Annotated in this window: 14 protein-coding genes; 6 read left to right on the forward strand and 8 right to left on the reverse strand. The window is 67.9% G+C overall.

Translation table 11 applies throughout. The annotated features are described in order from the left end of the window. Nucleotides 1-21 precede the first annotated feature (21 nt). Genes C3B61_RS08275 through kdpF form a run of 6 tightly spaced genes read right to left on the reverse strand, consistent with a single transcriptional unit; the run spans nt 22 to nt 7,885 of the window. Nucleotides 22-723, reverse strand: a complete 702-nt coding sequence (locus C3B61_RS08275) for a response regulator (RefSeq protein ID WP_103460188.1) — start codon at nt 721-723, stop codon at nt 22-24. Next, the gene (locus C3B61_RS08280; RefSeq protein WP_103460189.1) at nt 720-3,257 is read right to left on the reverse strand and encodes a sensor histidine kinase; all 2,538 of its coding nucleotides are present in this window, start codon (nt 3,255-3,257) and stop codon (nt 720-722) included. The genes C3B61_RS08275 and C3B61_RS08280 overlap by 4 nt, the downstream gene beginning before the upstream one ends. 8 nt (nt 3,258-3,265) lie before the next feature. Further along, complete coding sequence (gene kdpC / locus C3B61_RS08285) at nt 3,266-3,898, reverse strand: potassium-transporting ATPase subunit KdpC (RefSeq protein ID WP_103460190.1); 633 nt, start codon at nt 3,896-3,898, stop codon at nt 3,266-3,268. A 49-nt stretch (nt 3,899-3,947) separates the two neighbouring features. Continuing rightward, nucleotides 3,948-6,119 (reverse strand): potassium-transporting ATPase subunit KdpB, encoded by a 2,172-nt coding sequence (gene kdpB, locus C3B61_RS08290; protein WP_103460191.1) that lies wholly within the window; start codon nt 6,117-6,119, stop codon nt 3,948-3,950. Nucleotides 6,120-6,122: 3 nt separating this feature from the next. Continuing rightward, nucleotides 6,123-7,796: a potassium-transporting ATPase subunit KdpA gene (kdpA, locus tag C3B61_RS08295; protein ID WP_103460192.1), complete on the reverse strand. Its 1,674-nt coding sequence runs from the start codon at nt 7,794-7,796 to the stop codon at nt 6,123-6,125. Beyond that, the gene (kdpF, locus tag C3B61_RS08300) at nt 7,796-7,885 is read right to left on the reverse strand and encodes a K(+)-transporting ATPase subunit F (protein WP_103460193.1); all 90 of its coding nucleotides are present in this window, start codon (nt 7,883-7,885) and stop codon (nt 7,796-7,798) included. The genes kdpA and kdpF overlap by 1 nt, the downstream gene beginning before the upstream one ends. A gap of 358 nt (nt 7,886-8,243) precedes the next feature. Between kdpF and C3B61_RS08310 the strand changes: the two genes are divergently transcribed. Beyond that, nucleotides 8,244-8,723, forward strand: a complete 480-nt coding sequence (locus C3B61_RS08310) for a hypothetical protein (RefSeq protein ID WP_133160248.1) — start codon at nt 8,244-8,246, stop codon at nt 8,721-8,723. Nucleotides 8,724-8,946: 223 nt separating this feature from the next. Here C3B61_RS08310 and C3B61_RS08315 read toward each other — a convergent pair whose 3' ends face one another. Beyond that, nucleotides 8,947-9,456, reverse strand: a complete 510-nt coding sequence (locus tag C3B61_RS08315; protein WP_103460196.1) for a septum formation family protein — start codon at nt 9,454-9,456, stop codon at nt 8,947-8,949. Between the two features lie 340 nt (nt 9,457-9,796). Between C3B61_RS08315 and C3B61_RS08320 the strand changes: the two genes are divergently transcribed. The 3 genes from C3B61_RS08320 to C3B61_RS08330 all read left to right on the forward strand — a co-directional run bounded on the left by C3B61_RS08320 (nt 9,797) and on the right by C3B61_RS08330 (nt 12,313). Continuing rightward, complete coding sequence (locus C3B61_RS08320; RefSeq protein WP_088457703.1) at nt 9,797-10,291, forward strand: Dps family protein; 495 nt, start codon at nt 9,797-9,799, stop codon at nt 10,289-10,291. A gap of 202 nt (nt 10,292-10,493) precedes the next feature. After that, nucleotides 10,494-10,949 carry an SRPBCC family protein gene (locus C3B61_RS08325; protein ID WP_103430952.1) on the forward strand — a complete coding sequence of 152 codons (456 nt, stop codon included), beginning with the start codon at nt 10,494-10,496 and terminating at the stop codon, nt 10,947-10,949. 125 nt (nt 10,950-11,074) lie between these two features. Continuing rightward, complete coding sequence (locus C3B61_RS08330; protein ID WP_244285882.1) at nt 11,075-12,313, forward strand: LCP family protein; 1,239 nt, start codon at nt 11,075-11,077, stop codon at nt 12,311-12,313. 4 nt (nt 12,314-12,317) lie between these two features. Here C3B61_RS08330 and kduI read toward each other — a convergent pair whose 3' ends face one another. Then, nucleotides 12,318-13,148 carry a 5-dehydro-4-deoxy-D-glucuronate isomerase gene (kduI, locus tag C3B61_RS08335; RefSeq protein ID WP_103460198.1) on the reverse strand — a complete coding sequence of 277 codons (831 nt, stop codon included), beginning with the start codon at nt 13,146-13,148 and terminating at the stop codon, nt 12,318-12,320. 430 nt (nt 13,149-13,578) lie between these two features. Between kduI and C3B61_RS08340 the strand changes: the two genes are divergently transcribed. Further along, entirely contained in the window at nt 13,579-15,039 is a 1,461-nt protein-coding gene (locus C3B61_RS08340; protein WP_103460199.1) for a glycoside-pentoside-hexuronide (GPH):cation symporter, read from the forward strand. A 79-nt stretch (nt 15,040-15,118) separates the two neighbouring features. Further along, entirely contained in the window at nt 15,119-15,850 is a 732-nt protein-coding gene (locus tag C3B61_RS08345) for a fumarylacetoacetate hydrolase family protein (protein ID WP_103460200.1), read from the forward strand. Nucleotides 15,851-15,862 lie beyond the last annotated feature (12 nt).

Raw genomic sequence — 15,862 nt, forward strand, 5'->3', positions numbered from 1 at the left:
CGCCGCCGGCATCCGCTCGGCTCAGGCGGGTGGCGGCGCGTCGGGCGCGAAACGGTAGCCCATACCGGCCTCGGTGAGCAGGTAGCGGGGCCGGGATGGGTCGGGCTCGAGCTTCTTCCGCAGCTGGGCGAGGTAGAGCCGCAGGTAGCCGGTGTCGGTCATCTTGTGCTGGCCCCAGACCTCGGCGTAGAGCGCCTGCCGGCTCACCAGTTTGCCCGGTGTGCGCAGCAGCAGCTCGAGGATCTGCCACTCGGTGGGGGTCAGCCGCACGTGTTCCGGCCCGGCGGCCGTGGCTCGGGTGATGGTCTTGGCCGGCAGGTCCACCGTGATGTCACCGAAGGTGACCACCGGTTCGTCGCCGCTGGTGGGCATCCGGCGGGTGAGGGCCCGGATGCGCGCCAGCAGCTCGTCGATCGAGAACGGCTTGGTGACGTAGTCGTCGGCGCCCCGGTCCAGGGCCTCCACTTTGTCGGAGGCACCGCTGCGGCCGCTCACCACCAGGATCGGCACGCTGTTCCAGGCGCGGACAGAGTCGATCACAGCGAGCCCGTCGAGGTTGGGCATGCCGAGGTCGAGCATCACCAGATCGGGGTGCTGCTCCACGATCGCGGCCAGCGCGGTACGACCGTCGTGTGCGGTGACGATCTCGTAACCGCGGGCGCCGAGAGTGATGCGCAGGGCCCGCAGGATCTGCGGGTCATCGTCGGCGATCAGGATCTTCATGGGCTGACCTCGTTGCTGGCAGGGACTGCGGTGGACGTGACGGCCGGCAGGGTGATCACCATGGTGAGCCCGCCGCCGGGGGTGTCGTCGGCTTCGAGGGTGCCGCCCATGCCCTCGACGAATCCCTTAGACAGGGCCAGGCCGAGACCCAGGCCGGTGGCGTTGTCGGTGTCACCGAGCCGCTGGAACGGCACGAACACGTCGCCCCGCCGGTCGGCCGGGATGCCGGGTCCCTGGTCCATGATGCGCAACTGCACGGTGTCGGCGAACCGGCTGGCTGACACCCTGGCGGGTGTGCCGGCCGGCGAGAAGCGGATGGCATTGGTGAGCAGGTTGACCACCGCGCGTTGCAGCAGGCCGGGGTCTGCGAGCACCGGTGCGGTCTCGACCGGCAGGTCCAGCTGCACGGTGTCCGGCCCGAGGCCGAGCTCGTCGAGGGCCGGCAGCACCACGTCGGCGAGGTCGACGGGCCCCAGCGCCACGGCCAGCGCCCCGGCCTGCAACCGGCTCACGTCGAGCAGGTTGGTCACCAGCGAGGCGAGGGTGTCCAGGCTTTCGCCGGCCGTGGCGAGCAGCTCGGTGCGGTCGCTGTCGGTGAGGGTGATGTCGGTGGCCCTGAGCCCGCTGATGGCCGTGGTCGCGGCGGCGAGGGGCCGGCGCAAGTCGTGACCGACGGCGGCGAGCAGGGCGCTGCGCATCCGGTCGGCCTCTTCGAGCGGGCCGAGTTCGCTGGCCGTCTGGGCGAGATCGCGGTGCTCGAGGGCTGCATCGATCTGGCTCGCGATCACGCTGAGAAGCCGGCGTTCGGATGCGGCAAGGTCGGGTCCGGAGAGCTCCAGGGTGGCCCGGCTGCCGGTGGGCACCATCGTGGCCGGGGGTGCCGGAACGTCCGAAGCGCCCGGCGCCGCCGCATCCGCCGCGCTCGCCTCGACCAGCACCGCGCCGCCGGCGAGCAGCCGCACCCTGTCGAGGCCGAACGCCTCCCTGGTGCGGGTGACCAACGCCTGCAGGGCGTCCTCCCCGCGCAGCACACTGCCGGCCACGGTGGCCAGCAGCTCGGATTCGGCCGCCGCCCGCCGGGCCGTACGGGTGCGTCGGGCCGCCTGGTCGACGACGTAACTCACCAGCAGGGCGTTGACGAGGTACAGCGAGAGGGCGAAGAGGTGCAGCGGTTCGGCCACGGTGACCGTGTACAGCGGTTGCACCAGGAAGTAGTCCAGGGTGAGGCCGGACAGCAGGGCCGCGAACAGGGCCGGCCAGAGCCCGCCGACAAGCGCGACGACCACCACGAGCAGCTGGTAGCTGAGCACGTCGCTGGTGATCGACTCCTCGCTGCGGAAACTGACCAGCAGCCAGGTCAGCAGCGGCCCGCCGATCAGGGCCAGGGCGAAGCCGGCCAGGCGCCGCCGCACGGTGAGCGACCCGCCGAGCCTGGGCAGCACGAACTTCCCGCCGGCCGCGGAGTGGGTGACGATGTGCACGTCGATATCGCCCGATTCGCGGGTGATGGTGCTGCCGATGCCCGGCCCGGACAGCGCCGCGGTGAGCCGGTTGCGTCGGCTCACGCCGATCACGAGCTGGGTGGCATTGGCGGCGCGGGCGAACTCCACCAGCGCACGGGGGATGTCGTCGCCGACGACCTGGTGGTAACTGCCGCCGAGCTCCTCCACCAGCGCCCGCTGTGTCGCGAGCGCGCCCGGATGCGCCGCGGCCAGGCCGTCCTGGCTGATCACGTGCGCGGCGACGAGCTCACCGCCGGCCGAGCGGGCCGCGATGCGGGCGCCCCGGCGAATGAGGGTGTCGCCCTCCGGCCCCCCGGTGAGCGCCACGACCACGCGTTCGCGGGCCTCCCACTTGGTCGAGATACCGTGCTCTGCCCGGTAGCTCTGCAGGGCGGTGTCGACCTCGTCGGCCAGCCAGAGCAGCGCCAGCTCACGCAGGGCGGTGAGGTTGCCGAGCCGGAAATAGTTCGACAGGGCCGCGTCGATGCGGGCCGCCGGGTACACATTGCCCTCGGCGAGCCTGTCGCGCAGCGCCTGCGGGGCCAGGTCGACGACCTCCACCTGGTCGGCGGCGCGCAGCACCGCATCCGGCAGGGTTTCGCGCTGCGGCACCCCGGTGATCTGCTGCACCACGTCGTTGAGCGATTCGATGTGCTGGATGTTGACGGTCGAGATCACGTCGATGCCCGCCGCCAGCATCGCCTCCACGTCCAGGTAACGCTTGGGGTTGACCGAGCCGGGCGCGTTGGTGTGCGCGAGCTCGTCGACCAGGGCGATCTCGGGCCGGCGGGCGAGCACGGCCGCCAGGTCGAGTTCGCTCAGCTGGATGCCGCGGTGCTGCACGAGCATCCGCGGCACCACCTCGAGTCCCTCAGCCAGGAGCGCGGTGGCCGCGCGGCCGTGGGTTTCCACGATCGCCACGACCACGTCCGCGCCCTCGCCCTGTAGTCGGCGGCCTTCTTCGAGCATGCTGTAGGTCTTGCCGACGCCGGGGGCGGCGCCGAGCAGCACGCGCAATCGACCGCGTTTCATGGGTTACCTCACCTACCGGAATCGAGCGTTGCGAGCTCGAGGTTCAAGTTGAGCACATTCACGGTCGGTTCGCCGAGATAGCCGAGGTCACGGTCCTGTTCGACGGCTTCGACCAGGGCGCGCACCTCGGCCTCCGGCAGGTCGCGGGCCGCCGCGACCCTGGGCACCTGCAGCAGGGCGTAGGCCGGGCTGATGTGCGGGTCCAGGCCGGACGCGGACGCGGTGACGGCATCCACGGGGATCTCGTCGGCCGGCACCCCGTCGAGGTCTTCGATGGCGGCCTGCCGGTCGCCGATCGCCTGGATCAGGTCGGGGTTCTCCGGCCCCCAGTTGCTGCCGCTGGAGCTGTGCGCGTCGTAGCCGTCTCCGGCCGCGGACGGGCGGGACTGGAACCACTCGGGCAGGGCCGCGCCGTCGGCATCCGTGAAGGACTGCCCGATCAGGCTGGAGCCGACCACGGGTGACCCGTCGCCGGCTGAGACGAGCGAGCCGTTGGCCTGCCCGGGCACGCCCAGCTGGCCGACCAGGGTGATGCTCAGCGGGTAGGCCACGCCGAGCACGACGGTGAAGACGAGCATGGCCCGCAGGGCCACCCAGTAGGGCCGGGCCAGGGGGCCGGTGCGGGGTCGGGAGGCGCTCATGAGGTGATCCGTTTCGGTTGGTAGGGCAAAGAGAACGAGAGCATGGTGGTCAGAATCCCGGCAGCAGCGACACAACGAGGTCGATCAGCTTGATGCCCACGAACGGGGCGATCACTCCGCCGAGCCCGTAGATCAGCAGGTTGCGGCCGAGAACGCTCGACGCGCTCGCCGCCCGGTACTTCACGCCGCGGAGCGCCAGCGGGATCAGCACGACGATGATGATCGCGTTGAAGATGATCGCCGACAGGATCGCCGAGGCCGGTGAACTCAGCTGCATGATGTTGAGCACCGCCAGGCCCGGGAACACCCCGGCGAACATGGCCGGGATGATCGCGAAGTACTTGGCGAGGTCGTTGGCGATCGAGAAGGTGGTCAGCGCCCCGCGGGTGATCAGCAGCTGCTTGCCGATCCGCACGATGTCGATCAGTTTGGTGGGGTCAGAGTCGAGGTCGACCATGTTGCCGGCCTCCTTCGCGGCGGAGGTGCCGGTGTTCATCGCCACCCCCACGTCGGCCTGAGCCAGCGCGGGCGCGTCGTTGGTGCCGTCGCCGGTCATCGCCACGAGGTTGCCGCCCTCCTGCTCCCGGCGGATGAGGGCGAGCTTGTCCTCAGGGGTGGCCTCGGCGAGGAAGTCGTCGACGCCGGCCTCGGCCGCGATGGTGGTGGCGGTGAGGGCGTTGTCGCCGGTGACCATGACGGTGCGGATGCCCATCGAGCGAAGCTCCGCGAAGCGCTCCTTGATGCCCTCCTTGACGATGTCCTTGAGGTAGATCACGCCGAGCACGGTGCGCTCGCCGGATGCTGCGGGGGTTTCTGATGCGCCGGTGGCGACCACGAGTGGGGTGCCGCCCAGCCGGGAAATGCGCTCCACCTCGAGGGTCAGCTCGGCTCTCACGCTCGCCGGCACCGGGCCGGCCTCGCCCACCCAGGCCAGCACGGCGGAGCCGGCGCCCTTGCGGATCTGCCCGCCACCAGCGCCGTCGCCAGCCAGGTCGATGCCGCTCATGCGGGTCTGCGCGGTGAACGGCACGATGTCGCCGGCCAGGCTCTCCGGCCGGTGGAAGCCCCGTTCTGCGGCGAGGTCCACGATCGACTTGCCCTCCGGGGTGGGGTCGCTCAGCGAGGAGAGCGCGGCGGCCCGCACCAGCTCGGCCTCGGTCACGCCGGTCAACGGCGCGAACTCGCGGGCCTGCCGGTTGCCGTAGGTAATGGTGCCGGTCTTGTCGAGGAGCAGGATGGTGACGTCGCCGGCCGCCTCGACGGCCCGGCCCGACATGGCTAGGACGTTCCGCTGCACGAGCCGGTCCATGCCGGCGATGCCGATCGCCGAGAGCAGGGCGCCGATGGTGGTGGGAATCAGGCAGACCAGCAGGGCGATGAGCACGGGCAGGCTCACGGTGGCGGCGGAGTAGCTCGCGATCGGGTTGAGGGTGAGCACCACCACCAGGAACACGATGGACAGGCTGGCCAGGAGGATGTTCAGCGCCATCTCGTTGGGGGTCTTCTGTCGGGCCGCACCCTCGACGAGGGCGATCATTCGGTCGACGAAGGTCTCACCGGGCTTGCTGGTGATGCGCACCACGATCCGGTCGGAGAGCACTCGGGTGCCGCCGGTGACGGCGCTGCGGTCGCCGCCGGATTCCCGCACCACGGGGGCGGATTCGCCGGTGATCGCGGATTCGTCGATGGAGGCGATGCCCCAGACGATGTCGCCGTCGCCCGGCACCAGTTCGCCGGCGGTGACGATCACGGTGTCGCCGAGGCCGAGGTCGGCCGAGGAGACGGTCTGCACCCTGGCGCCCTCGGCGCCGGGGTTGGTGTCGGGCTGGTAGTCGAGCACCTGGGTGGCGTTGGTGCTGGTGCGGGTCTGCCGCAGGCTGTCGGCCTGCGCCTTGCCGCGGCCCTCGGCCACGGACTCGGCCAGGTTGGCGAAGATCACGGTGAGCCAGAGCCAGAAGGCGATGCCCACGGTGAACGAACCGGGCACGGCGGAGCCGCCGGAGTCGCCCGGGCCGCCGAGGAACGGTTCGGCCACCGCGAGAACGGTGGTGAGCACCGCGCCGATCTCGACGATGAACATCACCGGGTTCCGCCACATCAGGCGCGGATCGAGCTTTCGCACCGCGCCGGGTAGCGCGGCCACGAGCTGGCCGGAGCTGATCGTCTTCTTGGGTGCCGGCTTGTGCGACGGCTGAGTGGGGGTGTCTATGAGAGTGGTCATGGCTTACTGCAGCCCTTCCGCCAGGGGACCCAGCGCGAGTACGGGGAAATAGGTGAGAGCGGTGATGATGATCGTCACGCCGAGGAGCAGGCCCACGAACAGGGGCCGGTTGGTGGGCAGGGTGCCCGCGGTGGCCGGCACCCGGTCCTGCGCGGCGAACGAGCCGGCCAGGGCCAGCACGAACACCATCGGCAGGAAGCGGCCGAGCAGCATGGCCACGCCCAGCGCGGTGTTGAACCAGGGCGTGTTCGCGGTGAGGCCGGCGAACGCGGAGCCGTTGTTGTTGGCCGCAGAGGTGAAGGCGTAGAGCACCTCGGAGAGCCCGTGCAGGCCGGGATTCCAGATCGACGTGGCCTCCACATCCGCTCGCACGGCGGGGATCGCAAAGGACAGCGCGGTGCCGGCGAGCACCAGGGTCGGCGTGATCAGGATGTACAGGCTGGCCAGTTTGATCTCCCGCGGGCCGATCTTCTTGCCCAGGTACTCCGGGGTGCGGCCCACGAGCAGGCCGGCCACGAACACCGCGATCACGGCGAGGACGAGCATGCCGTAGAGGCCGGAGCCGGTGCCGCCGGGGGCGACCTCGCCGAGCATCATGTTGAGCATCGGCATCATGCCGCCGAGCGCCGTGTATGAGTCGTGCATCGAGTTGACCGCACCCGTGGAGGTGAGGGTCGTCGAGGTGGCGAACAGGGTGGAACCGAGAATGCCGAATCGGGTCTCCTTGCCCTCCATCGCACCCCCGGCCAGCCCGGGGGCGGTGCCGGCGCCGTTCAGTTCGAACAGGGTGAGGGCGGTGAGCGAGACCACGAAGATCGTGGCCATGGTGGCCAGGATGGTGTAGCCCTGCTTCTTGTCGCCCACCATGGTGCCGAAGGTGCGCGGCAGGCTGAACGGGATGGCGAGCATCAGCACGATCTCGAACAGGTTGGTGAAGCCGTTCGGGTTCTCGAACGGATGCGCTGAGTTGGCGTTGAAGAAGCCGCCGCCGTTGGTGCCGAGCTCCTTGATCGCCTCCTGGGAGGCCACCGGGCCGCCGGGGATCGACTGGGTGGCCCCGGTCAGTGTCGTGACATCGGTGAATCCGGTGAGGTTCTGGATGACGCCGCCGAAAAGCAGCACGATCGCGCCGATCACCGCCAGCGGCAGCAGCAGCCGCAGCACCCCGCGGGTGAGGTCCACCCAGAAGTTGCCGATGGTGCCCGAGCGGCGCAGCATCAGGCCCCGCACCAGGGCGATCGCCACGGCCAGGCCCACGGCGGACGAGACGAAGTTCTGCACCGCCAGCCCGGCCAGCTGCACCGTGTAGCCCAGGGTGACGTCGGGGGAGTAGGACTGCCAGTTGGTGTTGGTCACGAACGACACCGCGGTGTTGAACGAGAGGCCTTCCGGCACCGCGTCGAAGCCCAGCGAATAGGGCAGCACGGCCTGGGCGCGCTGGAGCGCGTAGACGAACAGCACTCCCACCAGCGAGAACGCGAGCACACCGCGCAGGTACGCCGACCAGGTCTGCTGGCCGCGCGCATCCACCCCGATCAGCCTGTAGAAACCGCGCTCGACGGCGAGATCCTTGTGCGAGGTGTAGATGGTGGCCATGTAGTCGCCGAGCGGGCGGTGCAGCACCACGAGAACGGCCACGAGGGTGAGGGCCTGCAGGATGCCCAGCCAGAGCGCCATTAGAACCGCTCCGGTTTCACGAGGGCGAAGACCAGGTAGACGATGGCGCCCACGGCGAGTACGGCGGCCACGATGTCGAACACGATCACAGTTTCGCCACCCCCCAGGCCACAAGGCCGATCAGTGCGAACACGGCGATCACGCCGAGCACGTAGACAAGGTCGAGCATGCGATTCTCTCCATCCGTAGGCCGCCGGTGTACCGGTCGGCATCCGCGCTCCGCACGAGCACGAACCGAGTAAACACCCGTGCCGTGCCGCCCCACCGTTTCCTAACGAACCCCTAACGCCCGGCCTGCATCCGGCCGACACCGGCCGGTGTGCGCGGCCCGGCCACGTCCTGACCGTTCACCCGACGCCGGCCCGGCATCGGGCATAACTCCTGATGGATTGCCCCGGCCGGGCCGAACAGGCCGTTTGGTTCACCTCCCGGATCTAGGGTGGGGGCATGAGGATGCCCAGAACGGTGCGGAGGGGCGGCGCGGGGTTGGTCCGCACTGGGTTGGTCCGTGCAGGGTCGGTCTGCATCGGGCTGGTCTGCGTCATGGGCGTGGCCGGCTGCTCGGCGTCGATCGCCGGGTCCGCGTACGACGGGATGCTGCCCGACGAGGCGATCACGACGCCCGCGCCGGCAGATGAGGAGGCCAACCTGCTGGCACCGTTCCCCACCGCGGGTTGGCTCGATGGCGGCGACCGGTTCGCGATCGTCCTGGGTGGCAGCTCGAGCTGCCCCAGCTACCCGGTGTCGATGGTCGTCGATGACAGTCGCACCCTGAGCATCGAGATCGGGCAGAGCGGCGGCCCGGCCTGCACGGCCGACATGAAGCTGCGCACCCACGTGCTCACGACACCGGCCGGGCTGGACCCGACCGGGGAGATCACCATCCGCTACAGCGAGTCGGAAACCGCGGTTCTCCCCGCGCTCTGAGCCCCTGCCTGGCGGGCGGAGGCGCCCGGGCGTAAAAAAGCCCCGGCACCGCTCACGCTTTGGGGGAAAGGGAGCTGGCACCGGGGCCAATCGTTGGAGTGGGGGAACTCCAGGTGTAACCGTACGCCCTGTGCGCTGAATGTGCGCTGCACGCCGCCTTAGAGTTTTCTATGTGCCGGCCGTGGGCGGCACTGCTCCGGCGGTGTTCCCCGGTCGGGTGGGGCTAAATGCCGGTGCCGGCGAGTGAGCCGGTGGTCTTGTTCTCCGCCATGGCGAGGCAGAGAATTTCTCGGTCTCCGCTGTCCCAGCTGCCCTCGCTGGGGGAGAGGTAGTTGAAGTCCAGGGTGGATTCTTCGTAGGACTTGCCGATAAAGGTGGCGAACTCGGCGACACAGCGTTCCTCCGCGATCTGGGCGAGGGCCTCGTCACCGGGGAAGGCGCCATCCTCGCTCACGTCGAAGGCGAAGTAGGCCTCGAAGTCATGGGCATCCGCACACGGAATGGCCGTTACGCTCTCGACCGCGTCGGCGTCCTGGTCGTTGAAGCAGTCGCCGACCGCCAGCGAGAAGACATCGGCCTCACCGGCCTCGCTGATCTCCTGAGTCTCGGCATCCCGTGCCGCTTGCTGGGGAAACAGGTCGCTGATCGCGGTGCACCCGGAGAGGGTCAGCGCGCCGACCGAGAAAGCGGCGATGATTAAACCGGTGCGCAGGCGTGCGGTGGTGCGGGACATAGTGGTGCCTTTCAACCGATGCTGGGGTCCAGAGCGCAGGGCGGTGTGCGCACACAGTCAGAAAATGCCACCCGGTGCGCGAACCCCAAGAAAATTGGCACTGGTGGCGCCTCCATCTTGGCCGACGCCGAAACACCAGCGCAAGCCACACCCGCGGCGCTGACTCGCAGGAATCGCCGAAGCTCTCATCGCAAAAGCCCCGAAAACCCCGGCCGGAACCGAGAGCGTCCTGAGTCGCGGTTTTGTCGGCGACCGCTGCTAGTGTGTGCTCTCAGAACAGGCGGGGCATCGGCCGACCATTCGGCCGAAATCCATTCCCGCCGGTGACGAAGGGAATTCCATGAAGGCATCCGCAGAACTCGGCAGCAACCTGCAGTCGGTCCTGGTCGACCTGATCGAACTGCACGTCCAGGGCAAGCAGGCGCACTGGAGCGTCGTGGGAAAGAACTTCCGCGACCTGCACCTGCAGCTCGACGAGATTATCGACGACGCCCGAATCTTCACCGATGAGCTGGCCGAGCGGATGCGCGCCCTCGACGCCCTGCCCGACGGCCGCACGGAAACCGTCACCAAGACCACGCACCTGCCCAAGTTCCCCGCTGGCGAGGTCGACACCACCGAAACCGTGGGCCTGGTCACGGCGCTGCTCACCGCTACCGTCGACAACATCCGTGAAATTCACGAGGCTGTCGATGAAGAAGACCCGGCCAGCGCCGATATCTTGAACGGCTTCATTCTGAAGCTCGAGCAGTACATCTGGATGGTCAGCGCGGAGGACCGGAAGCCCCGGAAGCCCACCGCGAAGGACTCGACCCGCCCGGTCGGCAAGGCGTAAGTCGCCTCCGGCGGCCGGATTCGGCTAAGAATTCGGCCGCCGCCGTGACGAATGGGCGCGTGAATGCGTCATAGGTAAGACGAACACATCGCACTACCCAGTCCGCCCACCCGGCTGTGACCCGTCCGCCAGACCTGATCGGCGAGACCGAGTCATGATCGGTAAGACGGGGCGCCCGCTCAAGGAATAGAGGATGAATCCCGTGACCCAGGTAATCGAGACAATCGACGTAGACGTTCCCGTGCGGACCGCGTACAACCAGTGGACCCAGTTCGAGTCTTTCCCGCACTTCCTCGACTTCGTCGAGAGCATCACGCAACAGGACGACACCCACACGCACTGGAAGGTGAAGATCGGCGGAGCCGAACGTGAGTTCGATGCTGAGATCACCGAGCAGCACCCCGACGAGCGCGTCGCCTGGAAGAGTATCTCCGGTGACGAGAAGCACGCCGGCGTGGTCACCTTCCACCGACTTAGCGACACGACGTCCAGGGTCACCGTGCAGCTGGACTGGGAGGCCGAAGGCTTCCTCGAGAAGGTTGGTGCCGTGTTCGGCGTCGACGACCACGTGATCCGCAAGGACCTCAAGCAGTTCAAGACCTTCGTGGAGAACCCGGCCAACCAGGCCGGCGGCTGGCGCGGAGACGTTTCGGTCTGACCCACCCGCGGTTCGCTCCATCGTCGACCCTCTGGCCGCGGTTCCCCCGCCAGACTATGCTCCGTGCGAGAGGCCTAGCAGCAAGCTAGATTCCCTCTCGAGCCGTGCAACGGATGGGCCGACCGGTGACCGAACTGCAGCACACGACGGGCATTGCCCGGCATGGACGACTGAAGAGGCCCCACGCCGTGACGGGGGTGCTGAGCGCGGTGGCCCTGGGCCTGGCCGTGCTCCTCGTCAGCGGCGGGGCCGTCACGGCGTTCGCGCTCTGGCAGTTCCGCACTGCGGTGGTCGCCAACTCGATCGACATCGACGGTCCCGACGCCGACGCCGATCCGCCCCCGGGGATCGGCAGCTACGAGAACGGTTTCAACCTGCTCATCGTCGGCGTCGACAACGACTCGGCCCAGGGCGCGACGTACGGCGTGCGGGAGACCACCCTCAACGACGTGAACATCCTGGTGCACGTGTCAGCCGACCACAGCAACGCCGTGGTCGTGAGCATCCCCAGAGATCTCGTGGTGGCGCATCCCGAATGTATCGATACCGCCACCGGCGCGGTGGTCGGCGAACTGGCTGCCGCCCCGGTGAACGAGGCGATGGGCCGCGGCGGTCTGCCCTGCGTGGTCAGCACCGTGGAAGAACTCACCGGGCTGGAGATCCCCTACGCGGGACTGACCTCATTCGCCGGTGTGGTTCGACTCAGTGATGCCGTCGGCGGCGTGCCGATCTGCCTGTCCGAACCCGTCGACGACCCGAAGGCCGGCCTCTCCCTGCCCGCCGGCACCAGTGTCGTGTCCGGCGATACCGCCCTGGCCTTCCTGCGCAGCCGTCACGGCGTCGGCGACGGCAGCGACCTGGCCCGTATCTCGTCGCAGCAGCTGTACCTGGCCTCGCTCATGCGCACGGTGCGGGGCGACGGCACCTTGACCGACCTGCCCAGGCTGTACACCCTGGCCAATGCGGCGGCCGGCAATATCAGTCTCTCCACGAGCCTCGCCCACACCGACACCATGGTGTCGATGGCGCTGGCGTTGGCGGACATCGACCTGGACAGGCTGGTCTTCGTGCAGTATCCGGGCACCACGGAGGATCCGGCCTTCCCCGGCAAGGTGGTTCCGCTGCAGGGCCTCGCCGACACGATGTTCGCCAAGATCGCCGCCGACGAGCCGTTCACCCTCGGTGCAGCCCCGCCCACCGACGAACCGCTCGTCCTCGGACCGCCGGCCGAGACCCCAGAGGCCCCCGGCCAAACGGATGCCGCGGCGCCGCCCGCGACACCGACGCCGCCTCCCGTGGCGTTGGACGGTCTCACCGGGCGCACGGCCGACGACGAGTCCTGCGCAGAAGTGAACGGCGGCTGAGCGACTATCTCAGTTCGGCCGGCTGCACGTGGTCCATGTCGTCGAAGGCCTTGTTCTCGCCTGCCATCGCCCAAACGAATGAGTAACTGCCGGTGCCGAATCCGCTGTGCAGTGACCAGCTCGGGGAGATGATCGCCTCGTTGTTGGCCACGACCAGGTGACGGCTTTCGGTCGGTTCGCCCATCAGGTGGATCACGCGGTGTTCCGGAGCGAGGTCGAAGTACAGGTAGCACTCGGTGCGACGGTCGTGGGTGTGGGCCGGCATGGTGTTCCACATGCTGCCGGTGCTCAGCACCGTGACGCCCATCACAACCTGGCAGCTCTGCACGCCATTGGCGTGGATGTACTGGTTGATGGTGCGCTCGTTGGAGGTGGTGGCGTCGCCCAGCTCGCGCACGGTGCCCTGGCCCTTGCCGACCAGCGTGGTCGGGTACGCGGTGTGGGCGGTGGCGGAGAACAGGTAGAACGCGGCCGGTGCGGCCCCGTCGGCGCTGGCGAATACCACATCCCTCACTCCGCGCCCGATATAGAGGCACGCTCCCGGCTCGAGGTCGTAGGCGGTGCCGTCGACCGAGATGGTGCCGGCGCCGCCGACGTTGACGATGCCCGCCTCGCGGTTTTCGAAGAACGTGTCAGTGCGGAGCGCGTCGTATCTTCCGAGCGTGATCGGGCCGGTCACCGGGCGGGCGCCGCCGAGCACGATGCGATCTTCATGGGTATAGGTGGCGCGGAACTCGTCATCGGCGAAGAGGTCGTCGACGAGGTAGTTCTCGCGCAGGGCCGCGGTATCGAAACTGCGGATTTGGGCGGGATTGGTGGAATGACGCAACTGCATTGTTTTTCTCATTTCCTCTGGAGGTATGGGTCATCTGCTGGCGGATGCCGCGGCAGAGCCTGACGTTCCGTCTCGCGGAACAACCTACCAGTATTTAACCGGGGAGCGGAACTCTTTTTGCGAAAATAGGACTTTAGTCCCGTTTGAATCAGGCGTAGCACACCTACTCTAAGTCTGTACCACGGCCATGCGTTCCGCCCAGCGGAATCCGCTTCTTGGCACTGAAGCTCAACGAGGAGGAACCAGTGAACGCGCACGCATCCACGCCCACCTCGCCGGCGCTCGGCGCCCGCACCAGCTTCGGCTGACCACGTCCTCCCTGCTGCCCCGGCCACGCCGGAGGCCGCGCCTGGAACCCTTCCGGCCTGCCGCTCACGGCAACGTCGCCCGCACTACCCACTGATTGCAACCGAAAGAGTGATAGCGCCCCATGAGTATCCAAGACAACATTGACGTCGTCCCGGACGCAGCGCCCGTCGTCGCAGCTGATGAGGCTGAAGGAACCCTGACCGGGAAGGAGAAGGTGGCTTACGGGGTCGGTGACCTCGGTAACGGGTTCATGTTCGACCTCGGCCAGGTCTATCTGACCAAGTTCTGGATCGACACGGCCGGCATCGGCCCGGCAGTTGTGGCGCTGATCTTTGTTCTGGTCAAGCTCTTCGACGCCGTGATGGACACCGTCGCGGCGCTCTTCATCGACGGCCGCAAGGTCGGCAAGCGCGGCAAGTTCCGCCCGGTCATGATGGTCTCCGCCTGCATCCTTGCCGTGATGACCGTCGTCACCTTCACCATGCCCGACGTGTCGCTGGGCTGGAAGATCGCCTTCGCCGCCGGTTCCTACGCCATCTGGGGCGCTACCTTCTCCTTCGCCAACGGCCCGTACGGTTCGCTCGCCTCGGTGATGACCCGCAACATCAAGGAACGCGCCCAGCTGGCCACCTCCCGCCAGGCCGGTTCGCTCGGCGCCCAGTGGATCTGCGGCATCGCCTTCATCCCGATCATGATGATGCTCGGTGGCATGACCTCCCGGAACTATATGTGGGCCGCCGTCGTCATGGCCGTGCTCGGCATCATCTGCTTCTGGATCTGCTACAAGGGCACCAAGGAACACGTCGTCGTGAACCGGGAAGCCAATAAGGAGAAGACGAGCCTCAAGGACTACGGCCGCGCCGTGCTCACCAACCGCCCGCTTCTCGGCCTGGTGTTGATGAGCCTGTTCACCATCTCCTCGATGAACGTGAACAACATGATGATGATCTTCTTCGCCGAGTTCAACCTGGGCAACATCGCCCTGATGGCCGTGCTCAACTTCGTGATGATCGGTGCCTCCATCGTGGGCATCATGTTCATCCCGAAGCTGGTCGTGCGCTTCGGCAAGAAGCGCACCGTCATGGTGAGCTTCGCCGTCGCGGTTGTCGCCAACGGCTTGAACTTCATCATCCCGACCAACCTGTGGACGTTCATGATCCTCGTCACCATCGGGTACGTCGCGCTGTCGATCCCGAACGGCATCACCTGGGCCTTCGTCTCCGACACCATCGACTACGGCGAGTGGCACACGGGCGTGCGCCGCGAAGGCATGACCTACGCCGCCTTCAGCTTCTCGCGCAAGGTCTCGCAGTCCCTCGCCGCCCTAGTCGGTGCCGGCATGCTGGCCGTCTCGGGCTATGTCGCCCAGGCGACCAGCCAGTCGGAGGGGACACTGCTCGGCATCAAGGCCGTGATGACGCTGTACCCGGCCGTCGCTCTCACCATCGCCGCCGTCATCGTCTACTTCGTCTACAACGTGAGCGATGACAAGTACCGTCGCATCGCCAAGGACCTGAACGAGGGTCGTTGGGAACACGGCATCATCGGCGAGAGCACCCGCGCCACGCTCGCCACGAAGTAACCCAGCACCCATAGGAGGGGCGCCGTGTGCACGCACGGCGCCCTGTTCGTCTTTTCACTCCTCTTTCGGAAAGTAGCTCATGCGCATCGCCAGGCTTGACACCCCCGCCGGCCCCCGTCACGCAGTCGCCCTGGGCGACCGCTGGCACGTGATCGCCAGCCCATTCGCCGCGCCCCTGGTCTACACCGGGGACTCGATCCCGGCCGACGAAGCCGTGCTCCTCGCATCCGTCGACCCGCGCGTGGTGGTCGGCATCGGCCACAACCAGCCGGGCCACCCCCTGCCCATGCAGGCCTGGCACAAGTCGGTGCACTCCGTCGCGGGCTCCGGCGACGACATCTACGCGGTGCGGGACGTGGGCACCGTGAACATCGAGGGCGAGCTCGCCGTCGTGATCGGCACCTCGGCCACGAACCTCACTCTCGAGAATGCCTTCGAGGCCGTACTCGGCTACACGGTGGCCAATGACGTCACCAACGTGGATCAGTGCCCGATCGACCAGCGCAACTTTCAGGGCAAGAGCGGCAAGAACTACACCCCGCTCGGCCCCTGGATCGAAACCGAACTGGCCGACCCGGAGAACGTCGCCACCGAGGTGGTCATCAACGGAGCCGTCGTGGCCAACTCGGGCTCGTTCAACCTACCCTCCTCGGTCGCTGCCACTCTCGTCTACGTGACGAAGTGGCTCACCCTCGAGCCCGGCGACGTGGTGCTCACCGGAGCCCCCGGCACCGACCTCCCCGTGCAACCGGGCGACACCGTCGACATCACCCTCGCCGGCATCGGCACCCTGAGCAACACCATCGCCTGAGCCAAAAAACCC

The sequence above is a fragment of the Cryobacterium zongtaii genome, from assembly GCF_002909375.1.
GTDB classification, from domain to species: Bacteria; Actinomycetota; Actinomycetes; order Actinomycetales; family Microbacteriaceae; genus Cryobacterium; species Cryobacterium zongtaii.

What these genes read in the sequence shown, in the direction of transcription:
- C3B61_RS08310 (WP_133160248.1), top strand. Translation starts at nt 8,244, where the DNA reads ATGAGGATGCCCAGAACGGTGCGGAGGGGCGGCGCGGGGTTGGTCCGC.
- kdpC (WP_103460190.1), bottom strand. Translation starts at nt 3,898, where the DNA reads ATGAGCGCCTCCCGACCCCGCACCGGCCCCCTGGCCCGGCCCTACTGG.
- kdpA (WP_103460192.1), bottom strand. Translation starts at nt 7,796, where the DNA reads ATGGCGCTCTGGCTGGGCATCCTGCAGGCCCTCACCCTCGTGGCCGTT.
- C3B61_RS08320 (WP_088457703.1), top strand. Translation starts at nt 9,797, where the DNA reads ATGAAGGCATCCGCAGAACTCGGCAGCAACCTGCAGTCGGTCCTGGTC.
- kdpB (WP_103460191.1), bottom strand. Translation starts at nt 6,119, where the DNA reads ATGACCACTCTCATAGACACCCCCACTCAGCCGTCGCACAAGCCGGCA.
- kduI (WP_103460198.1), bottom strand. Translation starts at nt 13,148, where the DNA reads ATGCAGTTGCGTCATTCCACCAATCCCGCCCAAATCCGCAGTTTCGAT.
- C3B61_RS08315 (WP_103460196.1), bottom strand. Translation starts at nt 9,456, where the DNA reads ATGTCCCGCACCACCGCACGCCTGCGCACCGGTTTAATCATCGCCGCT.
- C3B61_RS08275 (WP_103460188.1), bottom strand. Translation starts at nt 723, where the DNA reads ATGAAGATCCTGATCGCCGACGATGACCCGCAGATCCTGCGGGCCCTG.
- C3B61_RS08340 (WP_103460199.1), top strand. Translation starts at nt 13,579, where the DNA reads ATGAGTATCCAAGACAACATTGACGTCGTCCCGGACGCAGCGCCCGTC.
- C3B61_RS08345 (WP_103460200.1), top strand. Translation starts at nt 15,119, where the DNA reads ATGCGCATCGCCAGGCTTGACACCCCCGCCGGCCCCCGTCACGCAGTC.
- C3B61_RS08280 (WP_103460189.1), bottom strand. Translation starts at nt 3,257, where the DNA reads ATGAAACGCGGTCGATTGCGCGTGCTGCTCGGCGCCGCCCCCGGCGTC.